20 protein-coding genes are annotated in these 23,290 nt (G+C 60.1%); 7 read left to right on the top strand and 13 right to left on the bottom strand.

What is annotated here, in order from left to right:
• The first annotated feature begins 34 nt into the window (after positions 1-34).
• The 3 genes from HDE72_RS08520 to HDE72_RS08510 are packed head-to-tail and all read left to right on the top strand — an operon-like array spanning position 35 to position 4,244.
• The gene (locus tag HDE72_RS08520; protein WP_183738894.1) at positions 35-1,636 is read left to right on the top strand and encodes a VPA1262 family N-terminal domain-containing protein; all 1,602 of its coding nucleotides are present in this window, start codon (positions 35-37) and stop codon (positions 1,634-1,636) included.
• On the top strand, positions 1,633-2,262 hold the full coding sequence (locus HDE72_RS08515) for a hypothetical protein (protein WP_183738891.1): 630 nt from the start codon (positions 1,633-1,635) through the stop codon (positions 2,260-2,262). Before HDE72_RS08520 ends, HDE72_RS08515 begins: the two co-directional genes overlap by 4 nt.
• On the top strand, positions 2,259-4,244 hold the full coding sequence (locus HDE72_RS08510; protein WP_183738888.1) for a hypothetical protein: 1,986 nt from the start codon (positions 2,259-2,261) through the stop codon (positions 4,242-4,244). The genes HDE72_RS08515 and HDE72_RS08510 overlap by 4 nt, the downstream gene beginning before the upstream one ends.
• 152 nt (positions 4,245-4,396) lie before the next feature.
• On the opposite strand, the gene HDE72_RS08505 is transcribed toward HDE72_RS08510, so the two are convergent.
• The 5 genes from HDE72_RS08505 to HDE72_RS08485 all read right to left on the bottom strand — a co-directional run bounded on the left by HDE72_RS08505 (position 4,397) and on the right by HDE72_RS08485 (position 7,287).
• Positions 4,397-4,852, bottom strand: a complete 456-nt coding sequence (locus HDE72_RS08505) for a copper chaperone PCu(A)C (protein WP_183738885.1) — start codon at positions 4,850-4,852, stop codon at positions 4,397-4,399.
• Positions 4,853-4,872: 20 nt separating this feature from the next.
• On the bottom strand, positions 4,873-5,469 hold the full coding sequence (locus HDE72_RS08500; RefSeq protein ID WP_260176572.1) for an SCO family protein: 597 nt from the start codon (positions 5,467-5,469) through the stop codon (positions 4,873-4,875).
• 70 nt (positions 5,470-5,539) lie between these two features.
• Positions 5,540-5,938 (bottom strand): DUF2946 domain-containing protein, encoded by a 399-nt coding sequence (locus HDE72_RS08495; RefSeq protein ID WP_183738882.1) that lies wholly within the window; start codon positions 5,936-5,938, stop codon positions 5,540-5,542.
• A 19-nt stretch (positions 5,939-5,957) separates the two neighbouring features.
• Entirely contained in the window at positions 5,958-6,557 is a 600-nt protein-coding gene (locus HDE72_RS08490) for an AraC family transcriptional regulator (protein ID WP_183738879.1), read from the bottom strand.
• Positions 6,558-6,618: 61 nt separating this feature from the next.
• Positions 6,619-7,287 carry a Crp/Fnr family transcriptional regulator gene (locus HDE72_RS08485; RefSeq protein ID WP_183739275.1) on the bottom strand — a complete coding sequence of 223 codons (669 nt, stop codon included), beginning with the start codon at positions 7,285-7,287 and terminating at the stop codon, positions 6,619-6,621.
• A gap of 164 nt (positions 7,288-7,451) precedes the next feature.
• On the opposite strand from HDE72_RS08485, the gene HDE72_RS08480 reads away from it, so the two are divergent.
• Positions 7,452-9,086, top strand: a complete 1,635-nt coding sequence (locus HDE72_RS08480) for an acyl-CoA synthetase (RefSeq protein ID WP_183738877.1) — start codon at positions 7,452-7,454, stop codon at positions 9,084-9,086.
• 13 nt (positions 9,087-9,099) lie between these two features.
• Here HDE72_RS08480 and HDE72_RS08475 read toward each other — a convergent pair whose 3' ends face one another.
• From HDE72_RS08475 to HDE72_RS08440, 8 genes are all read right to left on the bottom strand, one after another.
• Positions 9,100-10,506, bottom strand: a complete 1,407-nt coding sequence (locus tag HDE72_RS08475) for an MFS transporter (RefSeq protein ID WP_183738874.1) — start codon at positions 10,504-10,506, stop codon at positions 9,100-9,102.
• Between the two features lie 191 nt (positions 10,507-10,697).
• Positions 10,698-11,441, bottom strand: coding sequence for a ribonuclease T2 family protein (locus HDE72_RS08470; RefSeq protein WP_183738871.1), 744 nt, complete (start codon positions 11,439-11,441; stop codon positions 10,698-10,700).
• Between the two features lie 69 nt (positions 11,442-11,510).
• On the bottom strand, positions 11,511-12,611 hold the full coding sequence (locus HDE72_RS08465) for a branched-chain amino acid aminotransferase (RefSeq protein WP_183738868.1): 1,101 nt from the start codon (positions 12,609-12,611) through the stop codon (positions 11,511-11,513).
• Between the two features lie 42 nt (positions 12,612-12,653).
• The gene (locus HDE72_RS08460) at positions 12,654-13,172 is read right to left on the bottom strand and encodes a Fur family transcriptional regulator (protein ID WP_183738866.1); all 519 of its coding nucleotides are present in this window, start codon (positions 13,170-13,172) and stop codon (positions 12,654-12,656) included.
• Between the two features lie 126 nt (positions 13,173-13,298).
• A complete protein-coding gene (locus HDE72_RS08455) occupies positions 13,299-15,644 on the bottom strand; it encodes a TonB-dependent receptor (protein ID WP_183738863.1) in 2,346 nt (781 codons plus the stop codon).
• A gap of 94 nt (positions 15,645-15,738) precedes the next feature.
• Positions 15,739-18,105, bottom strand: a complete 2,367-nt coding sequence (locus tag HDE72_RS08450; protein WP_183738860.1) for a TonB-dependent siderophore receptor — start codon at positions 18,103-18,105, stop codon at positions 15,739-15,741.
• A gap of 107 nt (positions 18,106-18,212) precedes the next feature.
• A complete protein-coding gene (locus tag HDE72_RS08445; RefSeq protein ID WP_183738857.1) occupies positions 18,213-19,220 on the bottom strand; it encodes a FecR domain-containing protein in 1,008 nt (335 codons plus the stop codon).
• On the bottom strand, positions 19,217-19,774 hold the full coding sequence (locus HDE72_RS08440; protein WP_183738854.1) for a sigma-70 family RNA polymerase sigma factor: 558 nt from the start codon (positions 19,772-19,774) through the stop codon (positions 19,217-19,219). The genes HDE72_RS08445 and HDE72_RS08440 overlap by 4 nt, the downstream gene beginning before the upstream one ends.
• A gap of 144 nt (positions 19,775-19,918) precedes the next feature.
• On the opposite strand from HDE72_RS08440, the gene HDE72_RS08435 reads away from it, so the two are divergent.
• The 3 genes from HDE72_RS08435 (at position 19,919) to HDE72_RS08425 (ending at position 23,290) form a co-directional block, all read left to right on the top strand.
• The gene (locus HDE72_RS08435; protein WP_183738850.1) at positions 19,919-22,432 is read left to right on the top strand and encodes a PepSY domain-containing protein; all 2,514 of its coding nucleotides are present in this window, start codon (positions 19,919-19,921) and stop codon (positions 22,430-22,432) included.
• A 155-nt stretch (positions 22,433-22,587) separates the two neighbouring features.
• Positions 22,588-22,743, top strand: coding sequence for a hypothetical protein (locus tag HDE72_RS08430; RefSeq protein ID WP_183738847.1), 156 nt, complete (start codon positions 22,588-22,590; stop codon positions 22,741-22,743).
• A 154-nt stretch (positions 22,744-22,897) separates the two neighbouring features.
• Positions 22,898-23,290: a bacteriohemerythrin gene (locus HDE72_RS08425; protein ID WP_183738843.1), complete on the top strand. Its 393-nt coding sequence runs from the start codon at positions 22,898-22,900 to the stop codon at positions 23,288-23,290.

Below are 23,290 nucleotides of genomic sequence, written 5' to 3'. Positions count from 1 at the left end.
CTAGACCGCCAAGATGTACAGGAGCAGGAAAGTAATGACAGAAATTAAGAATCAGGCTTTGGCCGTTGTACGGCTGGTCACCTTGCAGAAAAAGGGGAGTGTGGACAAGCTGCTATTTACCACGATAACCGAACTGGCACACGGTAGACCAGCACCAAGAGCGCTTACGCGCCCGGAGCACTTCAAGCTTAAAGGAACTGAGAATCGTTTGTGCTTTCACCGGATCGTCATTCCAAAGGAGGTGGCAATCGATTGGTACACCTCACTTAGTGAAAGCGAAACATGTTTTCCCTTCCCAGCAACTAACGAACAAGGTGATTCCTCGAGACCGCGCATTCAGGTGCCTCGACTGGAGGATCCTCAACCCTGGCCGGTATTCGGTCTGCCTGTTCCAGAGGAACTGTTTTCCCACCAGCGCACGCCGACGATTAATCCGGCTCCCTTCATTGGTAGCGTGCCGGCTAGGCTGCACCGCCGTTTCGGTAATCCCGTAGGCCTAAATGCCTTCCTTGACGATGCCGACGCCCATACGTTCGTGGCCCGGCGCATGCACATAAATCTATTTAACTATAAAGAATATCTTGGCAGCGCGGTGTATATCTCGCCGGACCCAATCGTCCGCCAGATCGACCATTTCATGGTACCGGCCAGTAATGGACAAGGGGAACGAATCGTCTACCGTATGGTCCCGCGTCCGGGTCAGAGTCTGGATGAGTTACGCGTCACCACATTTGACAAGGAGGCCAATCTACTGACTCACTTTGAAACGTACCAGATACCCTCCGATGGCATCCTTGAGGTGGATAAAGGACGCTGCATGGGACAGTACGGCTTCGTGGTGAGTCACAACAAGCTCGGTGTGCTGGCCTACAGTCCACCGACAAGTTTTCTGCGGCAGATAAATCTCAACGTGCGAGTCAACTCCGGTAACACCTTGAATATCAAAGTACCCACGGGCAGCGCTCCGGACGCGCCGATAACAGAGTACAAGGCGGCGAGCTCCACCGAGTGGGATACCACGTCGGTCTTGGGAGCTGTGGTCGACGCCGAGCCTAGTGTGCGTATGGCGGCAGAGGTCAGGAAACGGGAAATGCAGGCCCATGCCAAGCATTATGGGCAACGATGGTTTCCCGCTGGCTCCCGCGAGGACGCGATGCATTTTGTTCGGGAACTGCTACGCGCGGCACGTTTCAGGGTAATGATAGCGGACCCTTACCTAGGCACCTTGCAACTGGGGCAGTTTCTCTATGCGATACACGGCGAGCAGGTTAACACTACCCTGTTGACCACTAAGCTCGCCTTCAATCCACCGTCCCATTCGCATGAAACCCGACTGGCCTTGCTGGAGTCGTTCAAAAACAGTCTTGACGAACTCAACAAACACCAACAGTTGCAACCCCAAGTGGCCATCATTTCGGCGGCCGAGTTGCATGACCGTTTTCTTGTAGTGGATGATGATGTGTGGTTTGTCGGCAACTCGCTTAGCGGCTTTGGAGAGAAAGCCTCAATGATCGTGCGACTGCCCGACCCCACCCAAGTCATCAAGCAGCTGCAATCCCTAGCCTGCACGGCGCCGGATCTGGATCGCTACATCAAACTAGTGAAAAAAGCGTACGTGAAATCAAGCAAGCAATGAAAGACTTCGGCCTTGCCCCAAAGCGTCCCCCTTTGCACTCATCCCCAACCTTAAAAGCTGAAATTATGTGGGGCTGTGAGCGCGGCGGGAGCACGCACTTCCCACGCGATATAGATACCATCGGTGCACGCAAACGTGCACCTGCGCCGCAACCCTTGTATGCATTCCGCTATGCCGTGATGAACGCAGTGAAGCGAATATGGGTCATGGATAAATATTTTCTGGCGCCAGAGGAAAAGCGTAAACCAGACGAGCGCATCATTACAGTTCTGGATTGGTTGCATGCCAAACTTGTAGCCAGTGATATCAGAATTCTCACCGCACAACACGATGAAATAACGGCGGAATTCTTACAGCTGTTCAAGGATAAGGAAAACTATATCAATACCATGCAAGCTCGGCGCGACACACGCTGCCTGATTGAGATTAACACCTGCCTCACGCGAGGCCCGATTGATGTGCATGACCGATTTGCCATTGTCGATGACGAACTTTGGCATTTCGGTGCGACAGTGGGCGGTTTCCACGCCAGCGTCAGTGCAGCCAGCCGTGGCTGGAGCGCAGAGGATGTGGGGGCGGTCAATTTTTTTGAGCTGGTATGGGAAAAGTGCAAGGAAACACGATGATGCAATGGATTGACGAACGGAAGACGAAACCTGAACCCTTTCAGGATAACGGCAATTTCAGAAGCCGAGAAGAGTTTCTCACATTCCTCGCCAGAACCGCACCAAATGTCATCGAAACTCTGGTTAAGCATCTGATGGTGTCAGATATCTCGCCAGAAATTAATGCGTTGCGCGAACATGCCCAGCAACAGGCCGATGCCACGAGTGATCCCGATATGCTATTAACAGTGGCCTGTGCCACGGCGCTTGCCAAATATCCGCAGTTGGAGACCTGGAAAAAAGTTAGGAAGATCGCTTATCATTCATGGCAAATCGAACATTGGTTGGCAAACGCGATGTCGGCTCAGGCACATCGCGACACTCATGCAAGCCAAGCTTATGTGGATTTGGCTATCCTCCTGTTCAAGCAGCTTGAAAACAACACACTAAATTCAGAATCAGAGCGTCGAAATAAGCAACGAGAAGGGGCTTGCTCCTACTGGAAGACCTCCATACGACAGCTCGAGGAGTTGTGGTGGGGACTCAGGGGCTCGGACTTCATGAACTATGAAGAGGAGATGCGCTTCTTTGGTCTACTCCATGAAATTGCGCCAGAAAAGTTCCATCAATTGATTGCGCAGTCACACAATCCCTTCCTGCTGGATGCTGCGCTAATGGATGCGCAAGTGACTGGCTTTCAGTCGCGCTATGTGCATTGGGAAGCAGCTGTCAAAGCAGCACCGCTTGCATTTGAGCAAGATGGCCGATGGACGGGCGCGGTCTTGTTGCCCTTACTGCTAGTGCACGCCAGAGCCGAGCTGTTGGTTCCCGGCAGGCAGATTCCGCGTTTCGGTGCCGACCTGGATGAAGTTGTCGCGCTATCCTCCCAAGTCAGCGAATTGGTCGATGCCGTGGTAGCTACTCTTGCAACGCGAAGCGATGCCATTCCGATGTTACTGCGTTGGGCAAACTGGTTGATGCGCGCGCGACTGGGGCAAAGTGACGACGAATTTGACGATATCAGGTCCCCTTATTTCGTCGACATTGCACTGATCAAAGCCATCGGTAAAGCCTTGCTCGGCCAAGCACTTATCTCGCACATTCCAGGCGATGCCGCAGCTTGGGAAGACTGGTGCTATCGTTGCGTACGATCCTTTTTTGCACACAACGAAAACACCCCCCAGCCATCCTTCGAAGAGTTCGCCAGTCAATGGCGTATCACGCCTGAAACCTGGTTTCAGGCAGAGGGCCGTAATTTGATTGAGCGCGCCAGCCCGCATCTTTCAAGCAATAATAACGCACCGGACTTGTTGTCGCATTTGCTCGCGCTGCCCCTGACATCGGAGAACGACTATGCACTTCGATGGCAGCAACTATGGGATAGCGCCTGTTACTTGCGTGAAGTACTGGAATTTGGCGCCGAGGACGCGGGGCCTGAACGCTACGCCGACCAAACGAACGCGAGTCGTTTGTTACTAGCACTAGCTTATCTGGGCCTGGCCTGCTTCGACCAGGTGGCAGGTCATCTTGCGACTACCCTCGACAGCCCGACCAGCGAGATTGTTCGATTACATGAATCACTATCCTTAGCGGCGATGGAAGTATTGCACATTGATGATACGATTAACCGAGATCGGTGGAAAGCATACCTGCATCACTTGGCATTGCGGCGCGCATTTTGGGACACAAAATATCGGGATGACTTGCGTCACCCAATATTTTCTGATGAACAGCAACCCACCATCACGGATTTCATGGCTTACATCAAGGCGGAGCCCAATGACCTACTGGAGTTTCTGCACGCCTGCATACTGAATCAATTGAATCCGTCTATATTAGGTGAGGAACTAAAGCGCGCAAATATCGACGTGGATGCTGTAATAGATGAGCTAAAACGATTGCATACATTCCACGCTCACCGCTATCCCATGAACAACAAGGCCATCGAAGTTATCAAGCCTCTGCTGCAAGGAGGTGGACGTCAATCGGGGATAAGTGCCTGAAAAAAACGCGAAATAGCCAAGGGAGTGGGGTTGCCGCGGAAGATTATTTTCGACTTTATTTACGTAGATTAACTGCAGAAAACGTGCAGCGGGCTGGCAGCAGTATCCTGCCATCAGCCCACAATCACTTTTAGACAAGCATCAGCCTTCGATCAGTGCGACATCGCCGCGCCACCCAGCGGACGGGCCACGGCCGTCACTTCGATGGTTTCACGGTGCTTGTCCTCGCCTTCCACCACCAGGGTCAGCGGGATCTTGTCGCCTACCTTGACCTGGTTTTTCAATTGCAGCAGCATCACGTGGTAGCCGCCAGGTTGCAATTCCACCGCCTTGCCGGCCGGCAGCGGCACTTCCTTGACCTGGCGCATGCGCATCATATTGTCGACGGTGCTCATTTCATGGATTTCCGCCACGCCAGCGACAGTGGAACGCACTTCCAGCAAGCGCATGTTTTTCGGCGCGGTAATTTGCATGAAGGCGCCCGTGGCCTTTTGCTGCGGCACGGTGGCGCGTACCCAGGCGTCCGTCACTTTCACGGTGTTTTGCGCGATGGCGGAAAAGGACAATACGGTCAGGGCGGTTGCCAGCAGGGTTTTCAGATGGGTCATGATCAATCCTTTGAGTGTGTTTATAAAGTGTATTTCGATTTCATCAGGGTCTTGATGTCCTGCACGCACTCGTCGCCCGTCAGTGTGTGCTTCAGGCCCAAACGCATGCGGCCCTCCGGGTCGAGCACATAGCTGATGGCCGTGTGATCCATGGTGTAGGAACTGCCGCTAGGCACGCGGCGGTAAAACACCTTGTAATTAAATGCGGTCTGGGCCGTGTTTTGCGGGTCCGTGCGTAAACCCAGGAAGCTGGGGTCGAAGGCGCGCATGTATTCACCGAGCAAGGCCGGCGTGTCGCGCTCAGGGTCGATGCTGATGAAGATGACTTGCAGTTTGTCGCCGTCGGCGCCCAGCTTCTGGCGAATTTCCACGGCGCGCGACAAGGCCGTCGGGCACACGTCCGGGCATTGCGTAAAGCCAAAGAAGACCATCACGTACTTGCCCTTGAAGTCGGCCAGGGTGTAGACGCGGCCGTCCGGGCCGCTGAGCTTGAAGTCGGGCTTGTAATCGCCACCGGTCAGGTCGAGGCCGTTGTAATGGGGTTTAGGTTCTTGCTCGCAGGCGGCGAGCGTCAGCAATCCCGCCGTACCGGCGAGAAGGAAAAGACGACGTTTCATGGTATGCAGGCCCAATGGGCGTAGTAAAACACGTAAGGAAGCCACCGTAGCGGCAGAGGAAACAGTATGCTCAGGAAAGCTGTGGCGGTCCGCGCGGCTGGGCGCCCATCCAGACAAACTGGGGCTGGGGCGCCTGGTAGAACAGCGGCGGATACTGGTCGTGCCCCGTGATCAGGGCCAACGGCGATGATGAGGGCGGCGGCAAGCCAAAACTGCCCGCATGACTCATGCAGAATGGGCAATGCTGGATATGGTGCAGCACGGAATCCGTGGTGGATTTGCTCTTGGGCGCCAGGTCCGCCTGCGTGTAGACGACGCCGCTGGCCGAGCAGATTTCGATGGCGGCTGCGTTCATATTCGCGTGCTGCGCAGCAACGGCATACGATAGTGACGGCGACAGCACATTGAGCAGTATCGCCAGGCAGGCGAACCACCATTGCCAGCGCTTGCGCGCCGCTGTGTGTGTCATGAAATATCCCATGGCCCGATTATAACGCGGACTCCGGCCCGGCGCCGCCCTGCCCGCGCAGGAACAGGGCCGGGCGCACGCCCGCCACATCGACACAGGCATCGCAAAAAGCGGGCACCGAAGCAAAACCGGAACCGGCCGCCACTTCGGCCAGGCCCCGTTCATCATCGCCATCGGCTTGCGCGGCAGTATGCAAGGCATGCGCCAGACGCTGCTCGCGCACCAGGCTCAGCAAGGCTTCGCCTTCGGCAAACAGCCGCGCCCGCGCCTTGTGCGGCGTCACTTGCCATAGCGCCGCCAGGCGGGCTGCCGTCCACTGGCCTTGCGGCGAATGAAAGATGTGCTGCGCCAGCGCGCGGCTCCAGCGCTTGCCGCCGCCCGCCGCCTCCGTGTCGTCGTGCTCCAGCGCCAGGGTGAACACGGCCGGCTTGCCCCGGCCCGGCATCACGTCGCAGGCAAAACGCAAAAAGGCCGGCACGACAAAACTGTCGCCACTGCCCAGTTTTTTGGTGGCGATTTCATTGTGCAAGGTCACGTAGCCCTGGCGCACGCTCACGCGCAGCTTCAAGGGAAAACGCAGACCCAGCAGATACAGAGGATGATCGGAAACGAGGGCCATCGTGGTCAGTATGAAAAGCGCCAGGCATCAGCATGCCATGGCTGGCGTGGGCAGTCTGTCATCACAGCGACGCCACGCCATACCGGCGCAAGCCGTCCAGGTCCACCACGCGGATGGCCTGATAGGCAATGCTGATCAAATTCAATTCGGCCAGGCGGCCCAGCGCCAGGTTGACGCGCTGGCGCGAAATGCCGCTCAGCATGCCGATTTCTTCCTGCGACAGCGCAAGCACGTGCGAGGTGCGCGGATATAGCATCGGGTGGAATAACTGCGCGATCGCCTGCGCCACTTGCGCATCGACGGCCAGCAGGCGCTGGTTCTGGATGGTGGCGATGAATTGCCCCATGCGCTCGTTGAGCTGGCGTATCACGAAAGCATTGAAAGACAGGCTTTCAGCCAGCAAACGGTGGAACAGCTCGACGGGTACGAGGATCAGGCTGGACGCGCGCACGGCCACCACGTCGTAGCGGCGCAATTCGCGCTTGATGACGCTGCCTTCGCCGAACCAGCCGCCGGCCGGCACGCCTGAAAAAGTAGCGCCACGGCCCTCGGCGTCATACACGGCCAGCTTGATCAAGCCGGTATGCACGCCAAACCAGTGCAGGCTGGGTTCGCCGCGCGGGGCAATGCAGGCGCCTGCTTCGTAAGCGCACACGCTGGCGCCTGCACGCAGCAGGGCCTGGTGCGCAGGATCCAGCGCCAGGAACCAAGCGTGTTCCAGCAATGCCATACCAATATCGCAGGGCAGGTCGCGGGGTAAATCCCTAAGGTTCATTCCATCCTTGCATTGTTGCACTCAGTTGTCACCAGGATGACAGTGAAATATCACCACCGATGCTATGCTAACTTAAAAACATCACCCGACAGGGCGCCACGCATCTTCAGGAGACAACCATGAGCACCGATTTCAATACCGGCCTGGGCAAAAACAGCGCCAATTACGCCGCCCTCACCCCGCTCGACTATATTGCCAGGGCAGCCGAAGTATATGGCAAGCGCCTGGCGATTGCCCATGGCGAGTTGCGCCAGAACTGGGCCGTCACCTATGAACGCACGCGCCGCCTGGCCTCAAGCCTGATCAAGCTGGGTCTGGGCAAAGGCGATGTGGTGGCCGCCATGCTGCCGAACACGCCAGCCATGGTGGAGGCCAGCTTTGGCGTGCCGATGGCGGGCGCCGTGCTCAATGCCTTGAATATCCGCCTGGACCTGGCCTCGCTGGTATTCATGCTGCGCCATGGCGAGGCGAAAGTCTTGCTGGCCGATACTGAATTTGCGGAGCTGGCGCGCCAGATGGCGGCGCAGATTCCCGGCTTGCGCGTGATCCAGGTCAATGATCTGCTGGGGCCGCAAGTCGATGCCTTTGCCGAAATCGACTACGAAAGCCTGCTGGCCAGCGGCGACCCGGACTACGCCTGGCAGCCGCCTGCCGATGAATGGGATGCGATTGCCCTCAACTACACCTCGGGCACCACCGGCGACCCGAAAGGCGTGGTATATCACCACCGGGGCGCGGCCCTGAACGCGCTGTCGAATCTGCTGGAATGGGATATGCCCAAGCACGCCGTCTACCTGTGGACCTTGCCCATGTTCCACTGCAACGGCTGGTGCTTTCCGTGGAGCATAGCCGCGCGCGCCGGCGTGAACGTGTGCCTGCGCAAGTTCGAACCGAAACTGGTGTTCGACCTGATGCGCGAGCTGCACATCACCCATTATTGCGCGGCGCCCATCGTGCATGCGGCACTGGCCAACGCGCCCGCCAACTGGCGCGCAGGCATCACCTGGACCGTGCGCGGCATGGTCGCGGGCGCCCCGCCACCGGCCGCCATGCTGGCCAAGATCGACGCCATGGGTTTTGATCTGATCCATTCCTATGGCTTGACGGAAGTGTATGGCCCGGCCGCCATCTGCGCCGAGCAAGATGAGTGGGCCGCGCTGTCGCAGGAAGAACGGGCCGTGCTGAAATCGCGCCAGGGCGTGCGCTACCATTTGCAAAGCGCCGTCGCCGTACTGGACCCGGACACCATGCAGCCGGTGGCGGCCAACGGCGAGCAGATCGGCGAGATCATGTTCCGTGGCAATATCTGCATGAAAGGTTATCTGAAGAATGAAAAGGCGACGCAGGAAGCGTTTGCCGGCGGCTGGTTCCACACGGGCGACCTGGGCGTGATGTATCCGGACGGCTATCTGAAACTGAAAGACCGCAGCAAGGACATCATCATCTCGGGCGGCGAAAACATTTCAAGCGTGGAAGTGGAAGACGCGCTCTACCACCACCCGCAAGTGCTGGCCGCCGCCGTGATCGCCCAGCCCGACGAAAAATGGGGTGAAACGCCGTGCGCCTTCGTGGAACTACGCGAAGACGCCACCGTCACGGAAGCCGAACTGATCGCCTTTTGCAAGACCAATCTGGCCAGCTTCAAGGTGCCGAAAGCGATTTATTTCGGCCCCCTGCCCCGCACCTCGACTGGCAAGATTCAGAAATTCGAACTGCGCAAACGCATGCAGTCGGACAAGGCCATCGACGTCTGAAGCACGCTACAAATCAGCCGTGCTTGCCATTGAGCCCGCTAGCCTGCGTTACCACCAGGCGTGAAAAACTGGCGATGCTGGCCATGGCGGCAAAACCGGCCGCCAGGCACAGCGCATACGTCGTGCCACGGGTGGCGGAAACCGTGAAGCAATACGCTACCAGCGCCGCGCCGCTGGCCTGGCCGATCAGGCGCGAGGTGGCGACCACGCCGCTGGCGCCGCCGCTGCGTTCCGGCGGCGCGCTGCCCATGATGGCTTTCAGGTTAGGCGCCTGGAAGAAACCGAAGCCGACGCCGCACAGCGCCATGCGCCAGCCGATATCGAACGCGCTCGGGTGCGCCGGTATCCAGATCAAGGTCAGCAAACCGGAAGCGAGGGCCGCCAGGCCGATGCCGCCCAGCACGCCCGGCGAATAACGGTCACTGAGGCGGCCGGCAACCGGCGCCATGACGGCCACCAGCAACGCCCACGGCGTCATCAAAAAGCCCGTCTCGACCGGCGAGCGGCCCAGGGTGACTTCAAAATAAAACGGCAGCGACACAAACGCCAGGCCTTGCGCGGCAAAGGTACAGATCGCTGTCAGGGATGACAGTAAAAACAGCGGGCGGCGAAACAGGTCGATAGGAAACATCGGTGCCTGATGCCCGGCCTGGCGGCGCAGCAGCAAGACAAAGAAAATCACCACCGCCACCACTTCCGGCAGCAAGGTGGAAAGCGCTTCATGATGGGCGGCGTCGCCAAACAGCAAAATCAGCAAGCCAAACGCACCCACGTTGTACAGCGCCGTGCGGGTATCCAGGGTATGTCCGGACAACTTGGTAGCTGGCAAGAAACGGCGCGCCAGGAAAAAGCCGATCACGCCCAGCGGCACATTGATGGCGAACAGCCATGGCCAGGAAGACGTGGCCAGGATCAGCGAGGCCGCCGTGGGGCCGACGGCGAACGCTACCGCCACCACCAGGGAATTATTGCCGAATGCCCGGCCCAGCAAATGCTTGGGATAGATGGCGCGCAATAGCGCCGTATTGACGCCCATCACGGCGCTGGCGCCTACGCCCTGGAAAAATCGCGCAACCACCAGCGAGGGCAAGGACCAGGCCATGGCGCAAGCGAGTGAGGCGATGGTAAACAGGCACAGGCCGGCAATCGACACGCGGCGATAGCCGACGATTTCACCGAGCGCCGACAGCGGCAGCAAGGTGGCGACCATGGCCAGCTGATAGACATTGACGATCCAGACGGAGGCCGCTGGCGTGGTGTGCAGCTCGCTGGCGATAGCCGGCAAGGCGGTATTGGCGATGGCGGTATCGAGCGAGGCCATACCGACGCCGAGGGCCAGTGCGAACATGGCCCAGATGCGTGCATTGGGCGGCAAGCCCTCTTCCCCTACCAGGATGGGCTGCGTTTGCTGCTTGAACATTCTTCTATCCGATACGAAAGACCATGCCGCATCGCCAAAAAGCCGCCGTTGACGGTGAGCATCTTATTGTTTTACTGCAGGCGCTAGAGTATCACGGATAGCACTGGCCTGCCGAGCAGGCAACCAAATAATGCATGGCCAATTACCTGATCAACAAGACTAAATATCAACAAATAGGCGTATTCATAACATTACTGCTTGCAGTCGATGACCTTGTAGTCTTTCGAGTAGCAGATGCGCAATTCGCCCGAGTGCTTTTCATAACCGAGCCAGCGGCCTTTCAGTTGCGGATTATGCTGTTTCATCCACTGGAACAACTGATTCTTGGGCAGGCTGGTGGCCGGCAATTTCAAGGCCTGGTACAGCTCGCGCTCTTTTTCAAAATATTCCTTGGCCGTATCGAAATCGCAAGCGCCATGCTTTTCCCATTCGCCTTGCAGCAAGGCTTCGCCCGGTTGCATGCACATATAGGGCAGAATTTCCGCTGGCGACAATTTTGGCAAATCGCCCTTGCAATAGCGCGGATGCAGATCCGTCTTGCGTGGCGGCGTCACGGAAATATCTTCGCAACTAGCGGGATTATCGGACTGGGCCCACAAGCCATGCACAATCCAGCCGAAATGATTGCTTTCCGAACACTGAAAGGCAGCCTTTTTCGAGATTTCGCCACGCCGGCGCTGGCTGTCGCAAAAGCCGGGCGACCAGGACAGCGCCAGCACAAAGGAATCGGTGGGCACATTCGTGCTTTTCTTGTAGCAAGTGTTTTTCTCGTCCGACGGTTTTACGTCGTAATCGTAATAACTGACATTGCGCGGCACGCTGCAGGTGGCGCCTTGCACGGCAGCATCGGGCGCGGCGGCAAAGGCGGTGGCGGGCAAACTCAGCAAAGGTAAGCTCACTACAGCAGCGGACAGCAGGGACAGGAGCAGGCGCATGGGTTTTCCTCTCTCAAAGTAAAAACGCCGGCAAGACAGTGCCGGCGCGGTGGCTCACATCATTTCACTTCAGCAAACCTTGTGCATCCAGCCGTGCTTGTCTTCGGCCGTGCCGTGTTGCAGACCCAGCAAAGCTTCGCGCAGCGCCAGGGTAACGGCGCCGTTTTCGTTGTTGTTGATGGTCATTTCAAAACCATTGGCCTTGGCCAGACCCACCGGCGTGATCACGGCAGCCGTGCCGCAGGCAAACACTTCGATCATGCGGCCCGAAGCGATATCGTCGCGCCATTGCTGGACCGACAATTTCAGTTCTTGCGTTGCATAACCGAGTTCACGCGCCATTTCCAGCAAGCTACGGCGGGTGATGCCTGGCAACAAGGTGCCCGTCAGTTCCGGCGTGGCCACGGTGATCTTGTCGCCATCCTTGTAGACGAAGAACAAGTTCATGCCGCCCATTTCTTCGATGAATTCGCGGTGCACGGCATCGAGCCATACCACCTGGTCGCAGCCTTTTTCCTGCGCTTGCGCTTGCGCCATCAGGCTGGCCGCATAGTTGCCCGCGCACTTGGCTTCACCGGTGCCGCCAGGTGCGGCGCGCACGAAATCTTCGCTGATCCACACGGTAACCGGCTTCACGCCTTTCGGGAAATACGCGCCCGCTGGCGAAGCAAACAGCACGAACAGGTATTCATCCGATGGACGCACGCCCAGGTAAGGGTCGGTAGCGATCATCAGCGGACGCATGTACAGGCTCTCGCCGGTGTTTTTCGGTACCCAGTTGCGGTCTTGCGAAATCAGCGCGTCGCCTGCTTCCAGGAACAGTTCCACGGGAATCGCCGGCATGGCCAGGCGCGCGGCGCTGCGGTTGAAACGCTCGGCATTTTGTTCTGGACGGAAAGTCTTGATGCTGCCATCAGGCTGGGCAAAGGCCTTGTAGCCTTCAAAGATGGCCTGGCCGTAGTGCAGCGAGGAAGCCGATGGGTCCAGGCTCAGCGGGCCGTAGGCCTTCAGTTCGCCTTGCTGCCACTTGCCGTCGCGGTAAGGTATCACCACCATGTGGTCGGTAAATATGCGGCCGAAAGCCGGGCTGGTCATGCGCTCGGCGCGCTGGGCGTCGGACAAGGGATGAGCGGACGGGGTAACAACGATATTCGGTGTGGAAGTGGTCATGTCGGCTTGGTAACAAGTAAAGAGTGTCCCCTATTGTAGCGCCTAAACTACGCTGCGAGCCAGCCTGTCGGTCCGGCGGATTCCCGACGCCACATCACTGCAATGGCTGCAGCGCATTTGCATGGACACCAGGTTGCCGCCCGCCTGCATGCCATGGACCTGCGCCACCTGGCGCAACTGTTGCATCAGCGCCTCGTCCTGCACCAGCACCTTGCGCTCGCAGACGCGGCAAACAAAATAGCAACTGCCCTCTTCCGCATGCTCGGGCTTGATCCAGTAACGCGCCTTGTTGCCGCTCGCACTATCTTCCCGCTCACGCAACAGCAAACCCACCGCCTCCAGTTCCCTCAGTACGCGGTAGATCGTGCCCAGGCTGACGGCAATGCCGCTATCTTGCAGCTGCTGGTAAACATCTTCTGCGTTCAGGCTGGCCTGCCCACCGCCAGTCAATAATTGTAAAATGCCGATGCGGGCGCTGGTGGGCCGCAGCTGCACGGCGCGCAAGCGTTCAACGATGCGGACTTCGCCCTGGACTACGGTATTCGGTATGGCCATGTGCATGTCATTCTCCCTATGCCGTTCGGCGCATGTTTCTCTTATCTACCTTGCCAATCGAAAAGACAAAAAGGGAACCGCCCATAAAAAACACCGCCCTTTTTGAAGGGGCGGTGTTGTCAGGCTACATGATTAAAACTTCATGTTGGCCGTCAAGGTTGCCGTGCGGCCTGGCGCCACGCCGGCGTAATGCGGCGAGGAAACCTTGTCAAAGTACAGCTTGTCCGTCAGGTTCTGGATATTCAGCTGCAGGGTGACATTGCGGCTGAGCACATAGCTGGCCATGGCGTCGAAACGCGTGTAGGCCGGCGCGAACTTGTTATTGGCGACCGAAGCGTAGACCTTGTCGACATAGTTGATGCCGCCGCCGATGGTGATCGCTGGCGTCACCGTGTAAGCCGTCCACAAGGAAGCGCTGTTTTTCGGGGTGGTCGGGAACTGGTTGCCGTTGTACGGCGATGGACCATATTGCGTCACGCCATTGACCACGCCGGTGCTGACAAAGCCATTGTTTTCCACCACAGCGTTCAAATGCGTATAGCCGCCGAAGACGGACCATTCCTTGGTAAAGTTGCCGCTGATACCCAGTTCGACACCTTTGACTTGCTTGCTGCCCACGTTTTGCGTGGTGCCATCCGGCGCCGTGACCCTGGCATTGTTCATGTCGCTCTGGAAGTACGCACCACTGAGCGACAAGCGGCCGCCCGGCAAGACTTCCCATTTCGTGCCCAGCTCAAAACTCTTGCTGTCTTGTGGCTGCAAGTTTTGCACGGCGCCCGACAAGCCATCGAGGCCATCGCCGCCGTCATTGCCCGGTGGCGTGGACGATGTGCCATAGGAAATATACACGCTGCTATTGCTTGATGGCTTGTAGACCAGTCCCGCCTGGTAGCTGGCGAAGGTGGAATGCACATTCAGGCTGCTGGCGGCGGTGGTGGTGTTATTCAGCGTGTATTGCGGCACGTTCAAGGAACTCTTGTAGTCATCCCAGCGCACGCCCACGTTCAACAGCCATTGCGGCGTGAATTCGATGGTATCGAAGCCGTACACGGAACGCGTGTTGGTGACTACCGTGGTGCGCGCCGGCGACACCGTGCGCGTGTAGACCCACGGGTCGTTGGCGTTCGGGTTGAGCAAGGGCGCGCAGTTGTACAGGGTGGTGGCGCCCGAGGTCGGACAGGTAAAAGTCTTGGTCAGCGGATTATTCGTGCCTGGCGTAAAGATGTACGAGCTGCGGTTGGTTTCTTCGCGGCTCAGTTCCAGCCCCAGCGTGTAGGTGTTTTTCAGACCACCGGCCAGGAATTCGCCGCCCAGGCTGGTCGCATTGGCCACGGCCGAGGTGTCCGTCACGCGCGTGTTGGCGCGGCGCCAGACGGTGCCGTACAACATGGTGTTGCCTTTGGAATCGTCGGGCTGGGTCCAGACGTAATCGTTGCCCGACTTGCCGTAGCGCGTCACATTGCGCAAGACCAAGTTATTGCCGAAGTCGTGGCGCACATCGATGGTGCCGATATCGGTCTTGGTGTCGCGGAAATCGCGGTTCACCAGGCCATAAAAAGTGCTGCGCGGCACATCGACCGGCGTGCCATTGCCATTCTTGGCCACGTTGGCGCCGGACGAGAATGGGTTATTGAACGGCAAGCCCGTATCGGGCAATTCGCTCGATTGCATGTGGTAGTAGCTGAGCGTGGCCTGCGTGGCCGACTTCAGGCCAAAGGTGATCGACGGCGCGATGCCCCAGCGGTCGCCATGGATGAAGTCGCGGCCCGCCACGTGGGCGTCGTGAAACATCAGGTTCAGGCGCACGGCCACGTCGTCGCTGATGACACGGTTCACGTCAGCCGTGGCGCGGCGGTACTTGGCATTGCCCAGGCCCACCGTGGCGTTGGTGAAATCTTCCGCTTTCGGGCTTTTGCTGATCAGATTGATGCCGCCGCCCGCCGAGGAACGTCCACCGTAGGCCGAGTTCGGGCCCTTGATCACTTCGATCTGTTCCAGATCAAAGATTTCACGCGATTGCGAACCGGTGTCGCGGATGCCGTCGATATAGGTATCGGTTTGCGCGTTGTAGCCACGGATAAACAGATTGTCGCCCACAGGATTGCCGCCTTCGCCGGCGCCGATGGTGATGCCTGGCACGGTGCGCAGCGCATCGGTCAGCGACACCGCGCCCGTTTGCGCAATGATTTCCGCAGGAATCACCGTCACCGATTTCGGCGTATCGAGCAAGGGCGCGGTCAGCTTGTCATTGGCCGAGCGCACGGGCGCTTGCACCAGACGTTCGGTGCTGGTGGTGGCCGTGACCTTGACTTCAGGCAATTGCGGCGCCTTGTCGGCCGTTTGCGCGTGCAGCGCCAACGGCATGGCCAGGGTGGCAAAAGCGGCCAGGGCCGTGCCGCCATGCAGGCGCGGTGCGGACGATGGCGTATGTTTGCGGCTCTGGATGGCGCCGGCCGGCGCACTGTTCTTCTGTTTCATCTCTTCTCTTTCAGTCGTTTGGATGGAGGCAATCGGCTGGCTTGCTGCTCCTAGTCGAGAGGAGCGGCTGGCTGGCTAAGTTGAGGTCAAAAAATTAAAAATGCCACCCGGCCGATACGCGCAAAAAACGCGGCGTGCCGGGAGCAATGTTGTCGTTGCTATGTGCCGAGGCGTAATACTGTTGGTTGAGCAGGTTGTCCAGATTCAGCTGCAGCGCAAAGCGCGGGCTGGGGCGGTAATACAGGGCGCCATCGAGCCGGCCGTAACCGGGCAGGCTGACCGTGTTCGACACGGCCGCAAACACGGGACTGCGCAAGATCAATCCCAGCGCCGCGCCCCATTCTGGCGTGAAGTCGTAGCGGTTCCACAGCGACAGGCTGTGACGCGGCACATGGGCCACGCTGGCGCCCGCCGACTGGGTGGCCGTCAACACCGCTTGCTGCCAGGCATAGCCACCGGCGATCTGCCAGGACGGCGTCAACTTGCCGTTCAATTCCAGCTCCATGCCCCGGCTGCGCTGGCCATCGACCAGCAGCGAGCGCTGGCTATCGGCCGGGTCGATCACGGCGACATTGCTGCGTTCCAGCTGATACAGGGCAGCACTGGCAGACAAGGCAGGTGTCGCTTCCCATTTCGCGCCCAGTTCCACGTTGCGGAAACGCTCGGGCTCGAATGCCTGGTTGTCGGGCGTGAGCGAAGCGAGCTGTTCACCGGCGCGCGGCAGGAAAGCCTGGCTGAGACTGGCGTATAGCGACACGGCCTCGATCGGCTTGTAGACCAGCGCGGCGCGCGGCGACCAAGGTTGATCGCTGCGTTTGAGACGCTCGCCCGTGCGGCGATTCAAAAAATCCACGCTGAAACGTTCGTGGCGCAGGCCCACGATGGCTTGCCAGTGCGGCGAGAAAATGATCTGGTCTTGCAGGTAGACGGCAGCCGTGTCCGCCACGCCATGGTTGTTCGCATCGGTGGCGCTGGGACGAAACGTGATCGGCAAGTCGGTGACCGGGCGCGACGTGGGCAGGCTGATGCGGGTGACGCTATCTCCCAAACTCGCAAAATAACCGGTGTTGCGCAGATTATCCGTGCGCTGGCGCCCCAGTTCCAGGCCCGCGCCCAGCTGGTGGCGCAGGCCGGCGCCCTGCACTGCCCAAGTCAAATCCGTCTGGTTGAACAAATTGCGCCGCAGGGTAGCGCTGTTGTAGGCCAGCACCGTCACGCTACTCCCATCGGCGCTGACGGCCGAGGGAAAGGCATTCTGGTAAAACTTGTCGTAATCGGCGTAGCGCGTGCGGTTGCGCACGGTTGCGCCGCTACCCAGATCGTGTTCGACCAGGGCGCTGAACGCGTCGATGCGTACCCAGGACGGGCTGGCGCCCGCGTTGCCAAAAAAAGTAGACGCGGCGGTGGCGAAGGGCCGGCCCCGGTACGAAGGCACGCCCCGGTCCGTCGTCCGGTCATCGCGAAAATGTTCGTAGCCGATCGCCACGCGGGTGGCCGGCCCGGCTTTCCAGGCGAAGGTAGGATTGATACCAGCCCGGCGCAGCTGCACGCCCTGACGAAACGAGGCAGAGTCTTCCAGCATGGCATTGAGCCGCACGGCCGCATTCTCGCCGACTGTGTTTTGTACATCCACCGTCGCGCGGCGTGCCTGCCAGGCGCCCAGGCTGACGGTGGCGGACGCTGCATCGGTCCATAAAGGTTGTCTGGTCACGCGGTTGATGACGCCGCCCGCCCCGCCCCGGCCAAAGATCATGGCGTTCGGTCCCTTGACGGCTTCGACGCTGTCGACGTTGTAAAAGTCGCGGTAGTACTGCACGTCGTCGCGCATGCCATCGATATAAAAGTCGGAGGTGCTGCTATTGCCGCGAAAGATGGCCGTGTCGCGGTTGCCTTCACCGGCCGCCGTGCCCACGCCCGGCATATAGCGCATGGCGTCGGCCATGCTGGCCATGGCCTGGTCGCGTATCAGCTGGCCGGTGACGATGCTGACCGCTTGCGGCGTGTTGTGCAAAGCCAGCTCGCTGCGGGTGGCCGTACTGGAACTTGCGCGGCGATAGCCATCGTCGGCCACGCCCGCCACCAGCACGGGGGCCAGGGTTTGCCACTGGCCTTCCACGGTCGCGACTGTGGGCGCCAGGCGCACGATATAACTGCCATCGGCCAGTTGCACGGCGATCAAGCCGGTTCCAGCCAGCAGTTGCTGCAAACCGGCGCTGATCGAGACGCTGGCGCGCAAGCCGCTGCTGGTCTTGCCTTGCGTCAAACGCCCTTCTGCCGACAACAGTATTCCCGCCTGCCCCGCGAACTGGCGCAGCGCCTGGCCCAGCGGCGCGGCGGCGACCTGGAAACTGCGCGCAGTCTCGGCAGACTGCGCCGTCACCGGCACGGCCAGCAGCACAGACGCCGCCAGGCACAGGGCCAGCGGGCGCAAACATGGCGGCAAAACAAGGTTAAAAGGCACGGCGGTCATCTGTCCTGTTCGAATAAGCAGCAAGGTGTATCTCTCCTTGCCAAGCGAGATGTCAAAAAGGGAACCGCAAACTGAAAATAAGTTAAAAATGAGTTGACTTATTTTTCCAGAGGCGCCGCTTCCACCGTCACCCACCAGTCGTGGAGACGGCGCACGCGCACCGGCAAAGTGGCTGCCAAAGCGGCCAGGATGCGGTCGGTGTCAGCCAGCGGATAACTGCCAACCAGGCGCAGATGAGCAACTTCGGGTGCGCAGCCCAGGTGGCCGCGCCGGTAGCGTGATAGTTCAGCGAGGAAATCATCGAGCCGCATCTGGTCCGGCATCAAGCGGTGTTCGGTCCAGGCCGTGGCATTGTCGTCAAGCGGATAGGGCTGGCCGATGGAAGCGGCATCGAAACGCAGTTGCGCGCCGGCCGCCACGATGCGCGTGCCGCCGCCTTCACGCGGCTCGACTTGCACCTTGCCCTCGTAGACGGAAAGCAAGGTGGCGTCTGCACTGGTGCGCACGGTAAAGCGCGTACCCAGTGCGCGCAAGCGGCCATGCAGCACGTCGACCACCAGCGGACGGGCTGGCTGCTGGCTGTCTTGCGCCGTCGTGATCAGGATTTCGCCCGAGTACAGGGCGATGCGGCGCAGGGCCGGCGTGTAATCGATGTCGAGGGAAGTGTTCGTGTTGAGCCACAAGGCGCCGCCATCGGCCAGGACCAACTGGCGGATATCGCCCACCCTGGTGCCCTGCTGCGCGTTCAGGCCGGCGAGCCAGTTGCGTGTATCGCGCCGTCCAAATACCGCGCCGCCCAGGCCGGCCGTCAAACACAGCAGCATCACGCCCTTGATGGCAGCGCGTCGGCCATCATTGCGTGCGCGCGGCCCCACTTCATCGAGCGCGATACGGGCCGGTTCGCCGGGCAGCAATTGAAATTCGGCGCTGACGGCTTCTACCCGGCGCCAGGCGGCGCGGTGGCTGGGCGAGGCGTCGTGCCAGCGCTGCCATTCCAGCTGGTCGGCCAACGCCGCATCGTCTGCGCGCAACACGGCAAACCACTCCGCCGCTTCCTGCAAGACCAGATACTCGCTCTCTGCGTCGGCCCGGCGCGCGCTGTTCACCCGGCGTCATCCATGCTCAGCATGCATTGCAACATCGCTTGCGCCATGTATTTCTTGACCATCCGCTCCGACACGTCCAGCTGCGTGGCGATCTGGGCGTAGGTCAGGCCATCGATCTGCGCCAGCAAAAAAGCCTGGCGCGCGCGCGGCGACAAGGTGTGGAGCATAGCGTCGATGCGGGTCAAGGTTTCCACCACCAGCGCCCGCTCTTCGGGCGACGGCGCCGTCAGCTCGGGACGGCTGGCCAGCGCGGCCAGAAAGCTGCGTTCCAGGCTGAGCCGGCGCCAGTGATTGACCAGCAAGCCATTGGCTACCGTGCTCAGATAGGCGCGCGGTTCGCGCAAGCTGTCGGCCGACTGCGTGGCCAGCATGCGCACGAAGGTGTCTTGCGCCAGGTCGGCCGCGCCATCGCGGCAACCGAGTTTACGCCACAGCCATTGATACAGCCAGCCATGGTGGCTGCTATACAAATTGGCAAACGCGGCGTTGGGAGACAGGGCGATGGACACGGACAGGGCAGATAAAAAAAGTGTACGGATGAGAATGATTTTCATTTTCACACATAATTGGCGGATTGTAAATTGTCCCTGATTGAGAATGAGAGATTGTTTGCGAATGGTTCTCATTTGCGATACTATGCGCGACTCAGCCTGGCCTGCGCCGTGGCAGCTTCAAATAGAACTCTTGAAAGCCGATCGATGAACACCGCCTCCACCGCCGCCAGCCTGCGCTCCGCCCGCGCCAGCGATACCGTCCCCTTGGCCGCCGTCCAGACAGAAACGCGCCAGTTGAAAGCGCGCTGGGGCGGAAACTGGAGCTGGAAGCAGCTGTGGTTTCAGCTGCACTGGTTTATCGGCATCACGGCCGGCACGGTGCTGGTCATCATCGGCCTGAGCGGCGCCACCCTGGCGTTCAAGGATGAAATCCTCGATGCATTGAATCCTGGCGTACGCCATGTCGCGGTGGAAAACCATGCCGTGTTGACACCAGCCCAACTGAGCCAGATTGCCGAGCGCGAGCATGGCCAGAAAGTGGCCTCCATCACCATGTATGCGCAAGCGGGCGCCGCGCCGCGCCTGTTCTTTGCCCCCAAAGAGGGCCAGCGCCGCGGCGAGTCGATTTATATCCACCCTTACACGGGAGCAACCCAGCCAGATTTGCAGGGCGCAGGCTTCTTTGAATGGACCGAGTCCTTGCACCGCTGGCTGCTGCTGCCGCGCGAACCGGGCCGCAAGGTGGCTGGCGCGCTGGCCCTGTGCCTGCTGGGCCTGGCGTTGTCGGGACTGTATCTGCGCTGGCCGCGCCGTCCGCTGGACTGGCGCACCTGGCTCACTTTCGATCCGGCATTGAAAGGCCGCTCCTTTTTGTGGAATCTGCACGCCGTGGCCGGCACCTGGTGCTTGCTGGTGTATCTGGCGCTGACCACCACCGGCATTTACTGGAGCTACGACGTGGTGCGCGACAATATCGACGCCTGGGCCGGCAAGCCGCCACGCGAAGCGCCGGCGCAAACGAAAAAAGGCCCGCCCAAAGTGAAGAAAGCGGCGGAAGCGGTCGATGTCAGCGTGGCCTGGAACGCCTTCCAGCACCAGGCCGGCGCCTGGACTTTGGCCACCGTGCGCATGCCGGCCCGTGCCGGCGACGCCGTGCAAATGAGCTGGCTGGCCGCCGACGCACCGCATGAGCGCGCCCGCAATACCATGGCGCTCATGGCGCAGGATGGCCGCATCACGAAAGACGAACGCTACGGGCAGCAGGCGCTCGGCTCCCGCCTGGTCAGCATTATTTATCCGCTGCACATGGGCACGTATTTTGGCTTGCCGGGCCGCATCATTATGATGCTGGCCGCCCTGGGCCTGCCCCTGTTCGCCATCACCGGCTGGCTGTTATACCTGGGCCGCCGCAAGGCCAAACGGGCTGTTCAGTCGCAGCGCGCCATGCTGGGCGCCGCCGCACCAGGCTGCGCGGGAGCGGGCTTGCCGACCCTGGTGGCCTACGCCAGCCAGTCGGGCCAGGCCGAACGCCTGGCGCTGGAAAGCGCGCGCGCCCTGCAGCAAGCTGGCGTGCCGGTGGACGTGCGTGCCCTCGATCAATTGACCCCGGCGCAACTGCGCCAGTATGAACGGGCGCTGATCGTCGCCAGCACCTTTGGCGAAGGCGAAGCACCGGACGGCACGCGCCGTTTCGCGCGCCTGCTGCAAACAGGCAAGGACACGCTGGCTGGCCTGGAGTTTGGCTTGCTGGCCCTGGGCGACCGCCATTACAGCCAGTTCTGCGGTTTTGGCCACGCGCTCAATGCGCAGTTGATTCATTTGGGCGCCAGGCCGCTGTTCCCGCTGATCGAAGTGGACAAGCACGACCCGGCCGCACTGGCGCAGTGGTCGCAAGCGCTGGCGCAATGCAGCGGCAGCCCCATCGACGCCATAGGCGTGCAGGAAGTAGCCTCGTATGCGAACTGGCGTTTGACTCGCCGCGTGCTGCTCAATCCGGGCAGCCAGGGCGGCCAGCTGTATGAAATCGCCTTGCAAGGCCCTGCCGATGCCACCTGGGAAGCCGGTGCGCTGGCCGAAATCGTGCCGCCTGGCGACAAGGAAACACCGCATGCGCCGCGCAGCTACTCGCTGGCCTCGCTGCCCGGCGATGGTGAAATCCAGTTGCTGGTGCGCCAGCAGCGCCATGACGGTCTTGAAAACGGCGGTTATGGCATCGCCTCGGGCTGGCTCACGCATTACGCCACTATCGGCAGCGAGCTGGCATTGCGCCTGCAAGCCAATCCCGCCTTCGCCCCTGCGCTGGACGATGTACCGTGCATTTATCTGGGCAACGGCTCCGGCCTGGCCGGCCTGCGTTCGCACTTGCGCGCCCGCAAGGAAGCGGGTTTGGCCCGCAACTGGCTGATCTTCGGCGAGCGCCAGCAAGCGGTGGACAGCATCTGTGCGGCGGAACTGGAAGGCTGGCTGGCAGAGGGCCACCTGGCGCGCCTGGACCGCGTCTTTTCACGCGACGGCGCAGCACAAAAATACGTGCAGGATTGCCTGCGCGCCAACGCCGGCGAACTGCACGCCTGGCTGGCGGACGGCGCCATCGTGTATGTCTGTGGCAGCCTGCAAGGCATGGCGGCCGGCGTCGATGGCGTCCTGCTGGAACTGCTGGGTCAGGTAGGCCTGGACACTCTGATGGCGGAGGGGCGCTATCGCCGCGACGTCTATTAAGCTGCAGCATCACAGATGCATGTATCTTGCGGCAGCGCAACACAGCATTTTGTTGACGTTTACATCAGGCGCACTACACTGAAGACGTGATAAGTAGTTGGAATGACCGGCAAGCGCCGCACCCCGCGCCGCCGCCGGCAAACCAGGAGACGATCATGTTGACGCTCAAAGTGCTGGCCTGCCTTGCCCTGTCTGCGCTGATGCTGTTGCCCGTGATAGTGCGCGCCCCCCTGCAAGGCCAGATCGTTCAAAACATCCATATCCCGAATGTCGATGCCCAAGCCATGTGGAGCCGCTGGCCACAGCGCTAGCATCGTCAGGCGTGGAAATGGACGCAGGCTGAATACACATCAGCCTGCACAGAATCGTCCACACTTTTGATATAGATCATCGTTTTATGTGTACGCGAGACGCACACTGGCGTGGCTCAGTCAGCATCATGATGAACCCAAGCAGGAGCCTGTCATGGACACATGGAACGAAGAGATGGCGCTGGGAATTCCAGCGATTGATGAAGCGCACGCGGCGCTGTTTTCTGCCATTGCACGCCTGGCGCCACTGGAAGACCCGCAATTTTCCGCAGCGTTTCGCGAGCTGATCGCCGCCGTCGAGCGTGATTTCCGCGAGGAAGAAGACTTGATGGAGGAAATCGGTTTTCCTTCCTTGCCCCATCACCGCGAGCAGCATGCACGCGTGCTGTGCGGCTTGCATCATGCCTGGGCCGCTGTCGATGAAGGGGATCTGGCGCAAGGCCGCCATGCGCTGAGCCTGCTGCCGCAATGGCTGCTGTTTCATCAGGGCACGATGGACATGGCCCTGGCCGCCGCGCTGGAACTGGCACAGCAGCATAGCAACTGA

This window comes from Janthinobacterium saanense (assembly GCF_014200675.1).
Classification (GTDB): Bacteria; Pseudomonadota; Gammaproteobacteria; order Burkholderiales; family Burkholderiaceae_D; genus Janthinobacterium.
Note: the sequence above shows the minus strand (reverse complement) of the source record. Positions and strands in the feature narration are given on the sequence as shown.